Raw genomic sequence first — 14825 nt, forward strand, 5'->3', positions numbered from 1 at the left:
TATTATTTACGGTTAGTTATTTGTACTAATTCTAACAATTCTTTGACCGCTTGCTCTGCAAAAACTACGGTATTTATATTTGCATTGACCTCAACTATTTTTACCGATTTTTTTACATTTTTTCGTATCGATTCGAATAATACACCATCAATTTTAGGATTATGGAATACCTCCCCTTCCCCTCCAACTTTTGATAATCCCCCAATGGGAAACAATAACGTTACCGGACCATTGGAGGCATTAATTTTCTCTGCTATTTGCTTTCCTAATATTATATTCTCTTCAGCATTGGTTCGCATAAGTGTTACATCGGGAGCCCAACTGAACAATTGTCTCTTTTTATATTTCTCAGGCACTGTGGACAATGCCCCAAAATTGACCATATCGATACAGCCGGGTACTATTACTTGCGGAATACCAAGCTGCCCTGCCGCAGTTAAACGGTCGGGGCCAGAACTACAGATTCCTCCGCAAAGTTCATCGGCCAATTCAGTGGTTGTGAGGTCTAGTACAGCATCAAAAACACCGTCAGAAGTCAACGCTTCCATAGTAGCCCCACCAGAACCAACGGCATGAAAAGCAAGTACATCATACCCTTTAGATTTCAATATTTCTGTGCTCTTGTCAGCAGCTATTGCAGTGTTACCAAAAACACTTATCGCGATACTTCCTTTTATATTATTATCATTTTTCACAGTTGTATGAATCATACCATAAAGTGCCCCTGCAGCCTGGCCAATAACAACTTTGCTAATCTTATTTAAACCTGCCACATCTACGATAGAGGGTATTAGAACTATATCTTTATCGCCCACTTTTTTAGATAAATCTTTCGTGGCCAATGTACTGACACAAATTTTAGGTATACCGAATGGTACCGACTTCATTGCTTTTAACGACACAAACGTACCACCACCGCCCCCCATTCCGATAATACCACTCACCTTACCTTCGGTTACTAAATCGGCAACTATTTTTTCTGCCCCATTACCCATAATCTCTAATGCAGATCCACGATCGTTTTCTTCCCTTATTTTAGAAATTTTAGACCCTCCGGATACTGCAACAGTTTCTGCAGTATAGTGTACCGGAAAAAGGCTAGTTGTACCCAGTACCCCTACATTTATAGTTAAAACCTTTAGACCCTGGCTTAGCAAACAAGTATACAAATACGCAAAATCTGCACCTTTGGTGTCAAAACAGCCCACCATTACTACTGTTTTATTGCTTACTTTATGTGTATCGGACTTACTGCTCATTTCCCTGAATTTTTCTGAAAGCTTTAATGGTTCTCATAATATTAGCTGTACTTTCTTGAAGTAATATCGGAGCATCTTTTATTGCATTGTCCAAGCTCATTGGCTGATTGGCAATAGCATAAATAGCGCTGACTCCAATCTTATACAACCCTTCTATTCTATTACCAATTTTACCAGTAAGTATAATTACTGGGACGTGGTATTGTTGTGCCATTTTTGCAATACCTGCAATGGTTTTACCGTGCAGGGTCTGTTCATCGATTTTACCTTCACCGGTAATTACCAAATCTGCTTTTTTTACAAAATCCTCCATACCAATAGTATCAAGTATCAACCCAATACCATTCACTAATTTTCCATTTAAAAAAGCCAATATTGCGGCACCTGTACCACCTGCGGCTCCAGCGCCAGGAACATTTTCTATATCTTTATGTACATCTCTTTTTATAATCTTGGCATACTGCACAAGATTTGCATCCAATAATTCTAAATCACTTTTTGACCCTCCTTTTTGTTTGCCATACACCCACGAAGCCCCATTGGTTCCTGTTAATGGATTAGAAACATCGCAAGCAACCAAAATTTCGCAATCCCCAATTCTCTTATCAAGGTCAGAAATATCTATACTTGCCAATTGGTTTAGATTTCCCCCACCTTCTGGCAATTCCTCGCCGTTAGCATTTAAAAATTTACCGCCCAGGGCTTTTATTAGACCTTTTCCCCCATCGTTTGTTGCACTACCTCCAATACCAATAATTATTTTTGTGCATCCTTTGTCCAATGCATCTTTTATAAGTTGCCCCGTACCATATGTTGTGGTTATCAACGGATTTTTTTCTTGCTCGGAAAGTAATTCCAGACCAGAGGCTTTTGCCATTTCAATAATGGCAGTTTTTTTGTCGTTTAAAATAGCATAAACCGCTCGTATAGGTTTAGCCAAGGGGTTTAAGACCTCTATGGAAACCAACTTACCCTCTGTATTTGAGAGTATAGCATCCAATAATCCTTCACCTCCATCCGAAATAGGAATCTGAAACACCTCAGCACTTGGCATTACATTCAAAATACTTTTAGCAATAGCACTAGCTACCTTTTTTGAAGAAAGGCATTCTTTAAATGAATCTGGTGCAACTACAATATTCATTACTCTTTTATTACTGCTTTAATAATCTAAAGGATTCTTTTTTCACTTCAAGAACTTCTGGTCCATTTCCGTGTTTCTTAAAATCCATTTTTATAATGGCCGTTCTTCTAGGTGAGACCTTAGTGTTATTATAATGTGTGTGTAACACATACTGCATTTCTCCATGTTTATCTATAAAAACATCTCCGTGTCCCGTGCCATTAACACCTAACATGTCTTTATGGATAATTGGACTTTTATCTGATTTTTTCCATGGACCCAAAGGACTTTTACTGGTAGCAAAACCTACAGCATAATCTGGATTACGAAAATCATTTGCCGAATACATCATATAATACAATTCACCATGCTTTAAAACCGTTGGACCTTCGCTAACAGGCCATTCTACATTTTGAGTATTCTCCCATTCCTTTTCAGCTGCAATACATTCGGTTAGGGTTTCTGGTTTTATCGCCATTAAATCATCTTCAAGTTCTGCAACAAAAATTCTGTTACCCTCGGTAAGACGAACGTGGTATAGGTATTTCTTTCCATCGGTATCAAAAAAGACAAAAGGGTCTATTTGCCTAACGGGAGCTTCTAAGTCAGACTTGGCAGCATTTTTGAATGGACCTAACGGATTGTCTGCCGTAGCCATGGCAATATGCTCGTTAGCGGTATAGGCCATATAGAACTTATCTTGATATTCGAATATTTGAGGTGCCCAAAAACCTGTGTCGCCAAAAGCATCTCCTTTTTTAAGCGCTAGACCATTCTGGGCCCCAATTGGGCCTTTCCAAACTTTTAAGTCATTTGAAGTGTAGACCAAGAAACCTTGGTCTTTTCCTAATTTTGGGTCTCCAGTGGTACCATATAAATAATACGTACCATTCGATAGAAAAATGGTAGGATCTGCCAAAAAAGGGTTCGAGGAGTTGTGCTCTACAACATTTTGGGAGAAACCTAGATTCCCTATAAAAAACAGTAGTACTATACGTTTTATTAATTGATTCATTTATATAATCGCTGTTCGTTATTGATGAATTGAAAATTTATATTTCGATATTGTATGATATGTTTCACCGTGCTTTAATACTATAGAAGGAAAATTTGGTTGGTTAGGAGCATCTGGAAAATGTTGTGTCTCTAGGGCGAATGCAGTTCTATACTCATCTTTTGCTCCAGATTTAAAAGTATTTTTTCCTTCCATGAAATTACCACTGTAAAACTGTACCCCTGGCTCTTCAGAGACTACGTCCATTACAATACCCGATTTATTACCTATAATTATAGCTACGTGGTTCAGTCCATTTTTTTGTGTGCCGTTCAACACAAAATTATGATCGTAGCCCCCACCATTTTCCAATTGTATATTTTTCATGCCAATCCGTTCACCTATAGTGTGTGATGCCGTAAAATCAAACGGAGTGCCTTCTACCGATTCCAATTTGCCTGTTGGTATTAGTCCCGCATCAACAGGGGTATATTCATCTGCATATATTTGAACTTTATGGTTTAATATGGTACCCCCATCTTCACCATTCAAATTAAAAAAGGCATGATTGGTTAAATTAACCACAGTAGTTTTATCTGTAGTGGCCTCATACTCCATTACAATTTCTTGGTCAGTAGTTACAGCATAAGTTACTCTAGTTGTCAAGGTCCCTGGAAAACCTTCTTCCATATCTGGGGAAACATACGTAAATACCAAGGTTTGGTCATTGGGCTGGGCTACTTCCCAGATTACATCTTGAAAGCCCTTTGTGCCCCCATGCAAAGAGTTTTTCCCATTATTGACAGGAACAGTATAGGTCTTACCTTCTAGTGAAAATTTCCCATTTGCGATTCGGTTGCCTACCCGACCAATTGTTGCACCAAAATAAGGTTCAGTAGAATTTTTAAACCCTTCTGCCGTATCAAATCCAACAACGACATCGGTCATTTTTCCGTTCTTATCAGGTACCCAAAGACCAACAATTCTTGCTCCATAATTTGTAAAGGCAACTGCTATTTCCTCACTTTTTATCCAAAACAATTTTGCTTCTCTACCATTGATTACAGAATTGAATGTATTCTCATTTAAAACAGCATCGAAATCTAATTCTATGCTCTCTTCATTATTTACAGTTATATTCTTTTTTTCAGACTGCTTACAACATATCAGAAATATTAAAAAAGAAGCACCAAATAAAGTGTATAAATTTCTTTTGATCATGGGTTGGTTTTGATTCATTCAAAAGGTTAACTATTCTTAAAAAATAGCTTTCAAAAAACAAGGAACTAACCTAGGTTCAAATAAATGAATTTTAGTTTCAAGCCTCTATTCAATACGTCTCATTATCTAGTACAAATGATTCGAAAATTAAAAATTTAGCCTTGAAAGCACTTAAAACACTGCAAAAAGACAAAAACGTATTGAATGGAACTTAAACGAGAAAGATGAAACTTCAAACTAAACTTATCTAATTATAAACGCTTCATTAAACTTAGTTTGGTGCCGGTAAGGCTTTATACTGTTTTGCCATTTGCAACCATTCATTTTCAAGATTTTCTACAACATCTGTATGTTTTTCGGCAACATTATTTATTTCTGTTTTATCCTTAGATAAATCATAGAGTTCCCAAGGGCTATTATTATCAAGCTTTACCAGTTTCCAATCTCCTTTTCTAATTGCATTGGAACCAAAATGTTCCCAGAAAAATTTCTCTTGAGTACCTTTTATTTCAGTGCCTCTTAACATAGGAATTATACTGTTACCGGGTGTTGGTGTTATTTTATTTCCTTTATATTTTTTAGGATAGGATGCCTCTGCTATTTCTATACATGTAGCCATTAGATCACTAACATGGGCAGGTGATGATATTACAGAGCCATTTTTTAATCCGCCATTAGGCCAATATGCAATAAACGGTGTATTTATACCACCTTCATAAACCTTGGCCTTATAATATCTAAAAGGAGTATTGGCCGTATGTGCCCATTGCGGGCCAATACCGGATAATACAGTTTGCGGGCCCGGAAGGCTATCTTTATTTACAGGAAAATTAACCTTTCGACCATCTCGTGTACTACCCGCCCTATCAAAGCCAGCTCCATATTTTGATGGTCTTTCTGAGCTTGCCCCATTGTCGGAAAAAAACACAATCATGGTATTGTCAATCTCACCTGTTTCCTCTAAAGTGCGTAACAATTCACCAACGGATTGATCTAATATATCTACCATTGCCGCGTGTACGGCCATGGCCCGAATATCCCATTCTTTATCGGGGTTATTTTCCCAATCGAATTCAGGATACATAAATGCAGGCATTTCACCAATTTCTGCGGTAATGATACCTTTTGCCAATAATCGACTATATCTTTCCTTTCTAACCTGTTCCCAACCTTTCTCATAGAGATTTATATATTTTTGAATGACATTTTCAGGAGCTTGTAAGGGCCAATGTGGCGCACAATGCGCAACGTATAAAAAGAAAGGATCTTTGTTTTTAGAAAATTGTCTTACATAAGCTACCGCGGTATCCCCTATGGCATTGGTATGGTAATAATCTTTAGGTACCTCCTTTACCTCCTTAACACCATTTACCAAACTAAACGGGTCAAAATAATCTACCACCCCCCAAATATTACCATAAAATTTATCAAAACCCCTAGAAGTAGGGTATGAAGCTATAGCTGAAAAATTACCGTTACTCTCTTCATGGGCAAGCCATTTCAATTGTTTCTCCCCTCCTAAATCTACCGTTTCAGAAACATGCCACTTACCTACCATACCGGTTTGGCAACCTGCATCTTTAAGAACTTCGGCAATGGTTACAGTATTTGATTGTAAACTACCTCTGTAACCCGGTAGACCGGCATCCATCGTCATTCTACCAAGTCCTGCTTGATGAGGGTAAAGTCCCGTTAAAAAGGAAGCTCTAGTAGGGCAGCAACGAGAAGTGTTGTAGAATGAATTGGAACGAACCCCGTTCATGGCTAAACGGTCTAAATTGGGAGTCTCTATTTCACCGCCATAACAACCTAAATCTGAAAAGCCAAGGTCATCTGCCATGATAACAATGATATTTGGCTTAGCTTCATTTTTTATTTTAATTTCACTGCGCGTAATTGTGTTTTGCTCTTTACAAGCATTACAAAAAAAGCCAAAAAACAGTATAAGAAAAATGTATTTATAGAATGGCTCAATCATTCTTTAAAAGTTTAGGTAGTTATGTGAGCTACTATTCATCGTCTTCAGTATTTAATTTTTTAATTAAATCTGCTTCATCTTGTCTATAAGGAGTACCATCTTTTCTAAAGACTTCATGAAACCATTCTATTGGTTCGCTACCATCTTCAATTGGAGTATTCCAAGCATATTTAGTATTAGACCTGCCATCGACCAAGCCCCAGTTGATAGCCCCAATTTTCTCTTTTTTTAGAATAGGTAAAATATTTGAAAATCTACTATTGTTAGTACGCGCCATATACTCGGTACAGATCATAGGTCTACCATGAGATTTTAAAAGATTGATTACATGTTGATGATGCTTTTCGTCATTATAATTATGATAGGTTAGAATATCGGAATTTAAAGCCTGAAATGCATTTAATTCATGAAAATCCCAAGCCCAAAGTCCTGCTGTTAGTGGTTGGCTAGGATTTACCTCTCTTGCCCAAGTAAATACACTTTTTAAAAGAGGCATAGAGCTGACGAGTTTACCCGTATTACCTGGCTCATTATAAAGGTCCCACATTAGAACACGTTTATCATCACCAAAAGTTTTTAGAATATCTTTTACATATACCTCTAAATCTGCAAAGTTTTTTTTGTTTTTTGATGCAGGATCACCTGGATCTTGTACCCAACCAGAGTTATGGGTACCAATAATTGGTTCTGGCTGTACACCAATTTTGGGGGTCTTACCCCAAACATCATCAAAAATAACGAACATGGTTTTAATACCATGTTTGTTAGCGATTCCCAAATAAGTATCCATGCGTTTTTTAAATCCTTTTGGGTCTGCTTTATAGGCAAGACTATGCAAATAAACACGCATGGTATTAAAGCCTATGCCCTCCGCAAAACCAAGTTCTCTATCAATAGTTTCGGGATCAAAAGTAGCTTCTTGCCACATTTCCAATTGATTAATAGCTGTGCTCGGATTAAAGTTAGCACCAGTCATCCAATCATGTTTTGCATACCAGTTTTCTGCTTTATCAATTGACCATTTATTTTTTTGCAAAATATTTTCTTGAGCCACCCCTAAGTAAATAGCGAATAGCATAACAGCTAATGTGAACGTTTTTTTCATTTTATATTTTTAGTTTTTATTTATTAAAAGGGTGGTCTACAGGGTTAGTACTAGGCCCTTTTACCATTAACTTACCACCTTCAGTGATTACCAATTCGTCCATAAATACAACACGGTTTTCACCTGTTTCAGTTGTTCTGCCATGATAAACGGCATACATTTTTTTTCCTCCTTCTAAAAAAAGTACCATATTATGGCCGGTACCAGTTACTTTACCACCTTTATCATTATTTTTTTCTAAAACCGGATTATTATCTGCTTTTATGTATGGACCTAGTGGATGTTGTGACGTGGCGTAACCAACAGCATAATTAGGTCCGGCGTAATGATTTGCGGAATACATCATATAATATTTACCCTCGTTTTTAAAGGTAAAAGAACCCTCTGTCCATCTACGGTTTATTTCTTTAGAAGTTACAGACCTACTTTCCCACTCCGCATTTTTATCTGACATAGAAGTTGGTGGCCTTAATAACAAAACTGGGTCGCCGATAACACTTTTAAAATCTGGCGCCAGTTCTATACCATACACCCAACTTTCTTCTATTTCGTCATATAAACCCTCTTTTTTTGCCCAATCAGCAACCTCACTTTCCACCGCATGTTGATAACAGGCACGTGAGTAATACAGGTAATATTTTTGATTATCGTCTTGAAAAACATTAGCATCAATAATTGGGTAACCCGGATCAAACAATGGTTCATCCATAATATCGAGAAATGGTCCTGTAGGGTTATCGGCTACCGCTACGCCAATACTAAAGGTCTCTAACTCATTAGTTGGGTTATCTTTTTTATCGGCACTATAAAACAGGTAGTATTTACCATCAATTTTACAAACCTCAGGTGCCCAAAAACTTTTTAAATTCCATGTACCTTCTGTGTTACCAAAATAAACCTGACCTTCAAAATTCCAATCAACCAAATTAGTAGAAGAATAGGTTGCAAAACCATCTTTAGCTCCCCCTCCCGTACCGTACATGTAATAGGTTCCATTACCATTGTCTAAAACATAGGGATCACCAAATGCTACATTTAATGGATTGGTGTAAGTCAATGAATCATTAACATTTTTTGACTTTAATTCTCCTTTACATGCTATTAATATACATGTGAATACTACAATTGTAATTGTTCTTTTGATCATCCTAGATTTTATAATTCAAATTTTGACCATTGAATTGTAGTTGAATTATTTAAATAGAAATTACCGAGCTTTCACAAAGGAAAACCCGGTAAAACTAAACTAACTCAAACAACTTTTATTTATATTATATTCAAGACATAGTCTTAATTATTACCCACTTTAAAATTTAAATTAAAAGGTCAACTTTTCAACTTGTGTATATATCATATCTTCTACTCCTTGCAATTTTACTCCAATACGGGCAAAAATATAATTTTGATCAGGCTTTGTTTCATCTGTAGGAATCTCAACTGACATTGAAATATTATTTAAATCTGAAATATCTCCATCTACTTGAGCAATACTGCCTTCCCCCCCACTATTAGCATCTACAAATTGAGTTCTATTAATTACTAATGTTACTCTTTCTACATTTCTAGCATCTGCACCAGTTACAATTTGTTCTAATGAACAACTAGCACTTACAATATTAGATGCATGTGAGAATTGAGGATTACGAATCATGAAATAAGGATTTACCTCAAAATCTCTTGTTGTATTACCATTCAAATTAAAGAAAATAGTATCTGTTGGCGCAATGAAAGGGCCCTCACTAGCTAAAAATGCTAGCTTATAGTTTCCAGAAAAAAGTCGGCTACTAAAGCTTCCGTCCTGTGCAACAGCAACATCAATAGGAGCAGGTGTGCCATAACCAGATTGCCAAAGTTCAAACCTAACTTGGTTTCTTGCAACTGGAATTGGTTCTCCATTAAACACAATATTACCTGTTAAAATTGCATCTGGCTCATCGAAATTATCTAGCTCACAAGACGTAACCAGTAGGAAAGTGCCAAGGAGTAAAAAATAAATTTTTGATTTCATATCTTTTAAGTTTTCGTGTTCTTTTAATGATTTGGATTTCTAACCAACTTTGGGTTATTATTGATCAACCCTTGTCCTATTTCAGAATAGTAATTACCCAATCTAAAGCGATCAGCTCCTGTAACTCTAGAAAGTCTTAATACTTTATAAAGCCATTTACCATCATTTGCATTTCCTGGATTATGGTATTTGTATGGCCATATACTATATGGTTGTGTCTCTCTCTTTGTAGCACTTCCAATATTTTGGGTTACTTCTGCATCGTTAATTGCATTTCCATCCAATATCACATGTGCTAAACGCCATCTTTTTAGATCAAAGAAATGTAATCCCTCAAAAGCCAATTCAACATAGCGTTCATGTGCTATTTTATCAAAAGTTACATCCGCAGCAGTTAAAGGAACTGTTAAACCCGCTCTTTCACGTACTTGATTTAAATACCCAGCTGCAACATCACCTTGACCAAGTTCAAAGGCTGCTTCAGCAGCATTTAACAATACTTCCGCATAGCGATATCTAATAAACCAAACATCACTTTGAGTACCTCTTCTACCGGAACCTGTTGCTGGATCTTGATATTTTCTAATATAAAAACCAGTTTGTGCCGTAAATTCTAACCCATCTATAGGTCCATCGAAACCAACTACCTGAACTTGTTCACTACCCCCAGGTAATGTTTTCTCTTGCCCTCTTGAATCGCCACTTACAATACTGCCATCTGCTAATACAACCCCAGCCCAAATATCAACATCAGTAGATTTAAATGTAGATCCTGGCAAAATGACCGTACCGGCCAAACGTGCATCCCTTCCTTCAAAAATATCGCCTATGTTATCATAATATACCGGGGTACCTCCAATTTCATGTTCCAATGGAGCATATGTACCGTCTAGTAATTCAAATGACTGTACAAATTGCAAACTGGGGTTAATTCTTCCTCCTTCTTCTTCTTCCGCACCAAAACGTGGTTGGTTAGCACCTGTGAAATAGTGGGTTTTGCCACCCCCAACTAAATAATCTTCAACGAAAATTGCTTCTGGGTTATTTGCTTTATCATAAAAAACACTTGAAAAATTCTCTGACAAATCTGGTTTGTTGGTATATAAGGCATAAGATCCCGCCTCCCCATTTATGATAGATTGAGCCGCATTTAAGGCTTTACTATAATAAGCGTCTGCTAACGAAGCAGGAATACCCACTTCACTACCTGGCAAAGAAACTCCTGGAGTAGTTGTACCATACTTTGCAATTGAAGCTGCATATAATGCTGCTCTTGACTGCATTGCCAAAACGGTACCTTTTGTTGCTCTTGATTTTTGGTTGGCATCTGAAGGTAGAATATCTTTTAATGCTTCTGCTTCACTTATTACGAAATCATAAATAGCCGCTTCTGTTTCTCGTGGATGTTGTAAATAAGAAGCATCTCCACTAAAATCATACGTTTCTGATTCTAAAATTAATGGCACACCACCCATACGCTTTACCAACTCAAAGTAGTATGATGCTCTTAAAAACCGAGCTTCTGCCAAAAATCGAGTCTTATCCTCTTCACTAAGTTCTGTTGCTTCTGAACATCTTTCTAGAAATAGATTTATTTCTCTAATATACCCATAGTCCCATAATCCCCAGGCTCCATTCCCCCAACCATCATTTTGAAACTCAGGATAACGGCCAGCTTCAGACCAGTATGCTACATTAAAACCAGCCATTGTAGACCAATCTTCTACAGTAGCAAAATCATTATACCTGTTATACAAATCCGCAAGCACTGAAAGTGTAGTTTTAGGATCTGAAAAAATCTGCTCCTGTGTTAGTATAGACGTTGATGGTCTATCTAAAAATTCTTCGTCGTTTTTGGAACAACTCCATGCCAATGCTGCAATTATTCCTAATAAAAAAATATGCTTTTTCATTTTACATTTATTTTTTAAATGGATAGGTTGACCCCTACGTTAACAAATTTATTTTGTGGATACTGTAATCCATTGGTATCATTAACTTCTGGATCAATTCCGAACTTCGATAAATTATCTATAGAAAACAGATTATATGCATTAATATAGAAACGAGCTTTTTGCAGTCCCACTTTGTCTATCCAAATTTTAGGTAATGAATAGCCCAACTCAATTGTTCTTGCTCTTAAATAGGTGACGTTATGCATCCAATACGTAGAAGGTTCGCCAAACCTATAATTACTATGATAACCTGCATTATATCTAAGTGCCGGATATTTGCCAGGCACCCATGTGCTATTTGGATTACTAGGGTCTTGACGAGACCAGCTATCTAAGAAAATAGTATTAAGCGCACCTTGGTTTTGAAAAGCCCATCTGGTTTCCCATTCTTGTGCCCAAGAATAACCCGACCCACCAGAAAAATCAGCTGTAAAATCTACGCCTTTATAACTCATTCTAATATTTAGACCAAAATTGATATTTGGTTGTCTACCAAAAGCATAACCAATAGGTTTCTGATCATAACCGTTAATTCTACCATCGCCATTTAAATCTTCATAGATTAAATCTCCAGGTAATATTGTACGGTTACCTTGGCCATCGATATCAACTTCGTAATTATTAATTTGTTCTTGAGATGTAAATTGACCAAGTGTATTATACCCCCATCTCAAATCATTATACCTGCCTTCGCTCGAATTTCTATACTCTTGATAAGAGTTACTAAATCTTGGCTTATAAGATTCCATAAACTTACCTCTAGAAAAGGAACCATTTGCTCCTATCGATAATGTAAAATCTCCAAAACTTTCATTATAAGATATTGCACCTTCAAAACCAGATTGTGAATCGCTATTTACATTTTCATCTGGTAAAGAATAACCCAACTCACTAGGAATTAAAATATCATACTTAAATCCACGTAAACCAGTTCTTAGCCTATAAAACCAATCATACGAACCCGTTATCTTACCATCAAAAAGAGTAAAGTCAAAACCAACATCGGTTATTTTACTCTTAAACCAAGTAAGATTATCTACAATTTGCCCTTTATCTCTTGCACTTACTACGGGTTGACCATCTAAAATAGCAGTACCGGTATTGTAGTTATAACCAGGTAAATAATCATACGGACCTATACCTATATCATCATCACCTAAAATTCCATAAGAAGCCCTTAATTTAAACTCAGTTAACCAAGGGTCTCTACCTGCAACCTGGCTATACCAATTTTCCTCTGTCATTCTCCAGCCTACTGAGCCTGAAGGGAAGAAACCTGTTCTTTTATTAGGAGCAAACTTCCAAGATTTATCTTGTCTACCTGAAAGTTCTACAAAGTACTTTTGCCTGTAGTTATAATTTAATTTACCTATATAACCAATTCTTGCCAACTGATTATCAATGTCTTGAAAATCTACAACGTTAGCAAAATAGATTAATGGTAAAATATTATTTTCTGGCACTGATCTCATCCATTGGTTTTGATCTTGTTCATCTTGTCTTTCAACAATAAAAAGACCTTCTACGTTATGGTTTTCGCCAAATGATTTTTTATACTTAGCTTGACCTTGATACACATTTCTAATAATTTTACGGTTTCTTCTTTCCCTCCATGGATTAGTACTACCTCCTGTTACATTGTATGCATCATTTCCTGCATCATAGGTATAAGCCTCATAAGTATATTCATGCCCGTTAAGTACCTGATCAGCTATATAATACGAGTACATTCCTCTAACAGAGAGTCCGTCTAAAAAGCCACCAAAAGCATATTCTGCATTAAAGTTAGATTGCATTACACGCCATATATTTGTAGAATAACCTCCTATTTTCTTATTATGTAGTGCCCAATTGGTTTCGTTATGACCAATATCATTTAGATAATCTGGATTGTCATTTGCATAAGGTCTTTCAAAAGGACGGTTTCTTAAAATTGCAAAACGTGGTAACCAATAATCATCTGCACCAGGGATTCCAGGATTGTCCGTAGTTTCTATTCTACCATTAATTTGCACACCAACTTTTAATCTATCAGTAATATTTGCATCTACATTACTTTGAATATTTGTCCGTTGAAAATTAAATTCCGGACCTAATACTGCCTCTTGTTTTAAATGTGTGCCAGAGATATAATAATTTATATTTTCCGAACCACCAGATGTACTTAGATTAATACTATATAATGGCGCATTCTTTTTAATTATAAAGTTCTTCCAATCAAAAGATTGGTAACCAGGCTCAGTACCAGTTTGATATCTATCTAACTCCTCTTGAGTAACAGCTGTATTTCCAAATTCATTATAGTCTGCCTCTGCTCTTTTAAGCATATAAGTATAAGAATCATTAACTGTTTCAGGAAAACGAGACCAGTTTTGACCGCCATAATATGCGTTAACATTTACTACATTCTTAGTATTCTTTTTTCCTCTTTTAGTGGTTACAACCACAACACCATTGGCCGCCCTAACGCCATAGATGGCTGCAGAAGCGTCTTTTAATACAGATATACTTTCTATATCACCTGGAGAAATATTATTAAACTGGCCAGCGTCTTGCTGTATACCATCTATAATATATAATGGATTACCCATATTCCTAATTTGAATAGCTGCTGACGCTCCTGGGCGACCATCTGGCATTTTAAATGTTACACCAGATATTTTTCCTGCAAGGCCAGAACTAACTGAAGCTCCTGCATGTACATTTTCTAGATCATCACTAGTTACTGTAGCGATAGCACCTGTAATAGATTTTTTATCTTGTGTAGAATACCCTGTTACTACAACTTCATCTAATGCAGCTACATCATCATCCATACCTACATTAATTACTGTTTGCCCATTCACAGGAATTTCTTTTCGAGTAAAGCCTATATAGCTAAATACTAAAATACCATCTGCAGGTGCTTTTATACTAAAATTACCATCAAAGTCCGTAGTAACACCAATTGTAGTATTCTTAATAACAATTGAAACTCCAGGTAAGGGAGTACCATCTAAATTAGCAGTTACTAAGCCTGTAATGGTTAAATCATCTTGAGCATAACCTTGATACAACATTGTACAGAGCAAGAATACGGTTCCAAGCATCCGTTTCATTAGTTCAGTAAGTGGTTTTTTCATTGTTTTTCATTTTTGAGTGTTGATTTTAAGTTGTCAATTTTCTAAAACAATCAAATGCGA

10 protein-coding genes are annotated in these 14825 nt (G+C 36.4%); all 10 read right to left on the reverse strand.

The window, feature by feature from the left end:
- Positions 1-2 precede the first annotated feature (2 nt).
- Entirely contained in the window at positions 3-1259 is a 1257-nt protein-coding gene (locus Q2T41_RS05825) for a Tm-1-like ATP-binding domain-containing protein (RefSeq protein WP_304435293.1), read from the reverse strand.
- Positions 1249-2403 (reverse strand): glycerate kinase, encoded by a 1155-nt coding sequence (locus Q2T41_RS05830; RefSeq protein ID WP_304435294.1) that lies wholly within the window; start codon positions 2401-2403, stop codon positions 1249-1251. The genes Q2T41_RS05825 and Q2T41_RS05830 overlap by 11 nt, the downstream gene beginning before the upstream one ends.
- A 10-nt stretch (positions 2404-2413) precedes the next feature.
- A complete protein-coding gene (locus Q2T41_RS05835) occupies positions 2414-3397 on the reverse strand; it encodes a glycoside hydrolase family 43 protein (protein ID WP_304435295.1) in 984 nt (327 codons plus the stop codon).
- 18 nt (positions 3398-3415) lie between these two features.
- The gene (locus Q2T41_RS05840) at positions 3416-4615 is read right to left on the reverse strand and encodes an aldose epimerase family protein (RefSeq protein ID WP_304435296.1); all 1200 of its coding nucleotides are present in this window, start codon (positions 4613-4615) and stop codon (positions 3416-3418) included.
- A gap of 253 nt (positions 4616-4868) precedes the next feature.
- Entirely contained in the window at positions 4869-6575 is a 1707-nt protein-coding gene (locus Q2T41_RS05845; RefSeq protein ID WP_304435297.1) for an arylsulfatase, read from the reverse strand.
- A 31-nt stretch (positions 6576-6606) separates the two neighbouring features.
- Positions 6607-7680 (reverse strand): cellulase family glycosylhydrolase, encoded by a 1074-nt coding sequence (locus Q2T41_RS05850; protein WP_304435298.1) that lies wholly within the window; start codon positions 7678-7680, stop codon positions 6607-6609.
- Positions 7681-7696: 16 nt separating this feature from the next.
- Positions 7697-8827, reverse strand: coding sequence for a glycoside hydrolase family 43 protein (locus tag Q2T41_RS05855; protein WP_304435299.1), 1131 nt, complete (start codon positions 8825-8827; stop codon positions 7697-7699).
- Positions 8828-8998: 171 nt separating this feature from the next.
- On the reverse strand, positions 8999-9688 hold the full coding sequence (locus Q2T41_RS05860; protein ID WP_304435300.1) for a DUF3823 domain-containing protein: 690 nt from the start codon (positions 9686-9688) through the stop codon (positions 8999-9001).
- 23 nt (positions 9689-9711) lie between these two features.
- Positions 9712-11601, reverse strand: coding sequence for a RagB/SusD family nutrient uptake outer membrane protein (locus Q2T41_RS05865; RefSeq protein WP_304435301.1), 1890 nt, complete (start codon positions 11599-11601; stop codon positions 9712-9714).
- 14 nt (positions 11602-11615) lie between these two features.
- The gene (locus Q2T41_RS05870) at positions 11616-14765 is read right to left on the reverse strand and encodes a SusC/RagA family TonB-linked outer membrane protein (RefSeq protein ID WP_304435302.1); all 3150 of its coding nucleotides are present in this window, start codon (positions 14763-14765) and stop codon (positions 11616-11618) included.
- Positions 14766-14825 lie beyond the last annotated feature (60 nt).

It is taken from the genome of Maribacter confluentis, assembly GCF_030505015.1.
Classification (GTDB): domain Bacteria; phylum Bacteroidota; class Bacteroidia; order Flavobacteriales; family Flavobacteriaceae; genus Maribacter; species Maribacter sedimenticola.

Bases quoted from the DNA above. Each gene is read 5' to 3' on its own strand.
- Q2T41_RS05855 (WP_304435299.1), bottom strand. From the start codon at position 8,827: ATGATCAAAAGAACAATTACAATTGTAGTATTCACATGTATATTAATA.
- Q2T41_RS05835 (WP_304435295.1), bottom strand. From the start codon at position 3,397: ATGAATCAATTAATAAAACGTATAGTACTACTGTTTTTTATAGGGAAT.
- Q2T41_RS05830 (WP_304435294.1), bottom strand. From the start codon at position 2,403: ATGAATATTGTAGTTGCACCAGATTCATTTAAAGAATGCCTTTCTTCA.
- Q2T41_RS05850 (WP_304435298.1), bottom strand. From the start codon at position 7,680: ATGAAAAAAACGTTCACATTAGCTGTTATGCTATTCGCTATTTACTTA.
- Q2T41_RS05845 (WP_304435297.1), bottom strand. From the start codon at position 6,575: ATGATTGAGCCATTCTATAAATACATTTTTCTTATACTGTTTTTTGGC.
- Q2T41_RS05860 (WP_304435300.1), bottom strand. From the start codon at position 9,688: ATGAAATCAAAAATTTATTTTTTACTCCTTGGCACTTTCCTACTGGTT.
- Q2T41_RS05825 (WP_304435293.1), bottom strand. From the start codon at position 1,259: ATGAGCAGTAAGTCCGATACACATAAAGTAAGCAATAAAACAGTAGTA.
- Q2T41_RS05870 (WP_304435302.1), bottom strand. From the start codon at position 14,765: ATGAAAAAACCACTTACTGAACTAATGAAACGGATGCTTGGAACCGTA.
- Q2T41_RS05865 (WP_304435301.1), bottom strand. From the start codon at position 11,601: ATGAAAAAGCATATTTTTTTATTAGGAATAATTGCAGCATTGGCATGG.
- Q2T41_RS05840 (WP_304435296.1), bottom strand. From the start codon at position 4,615: ATGAATCAAAACCAACCCATGATCAAAAGAAATTTATACACTTTATTT.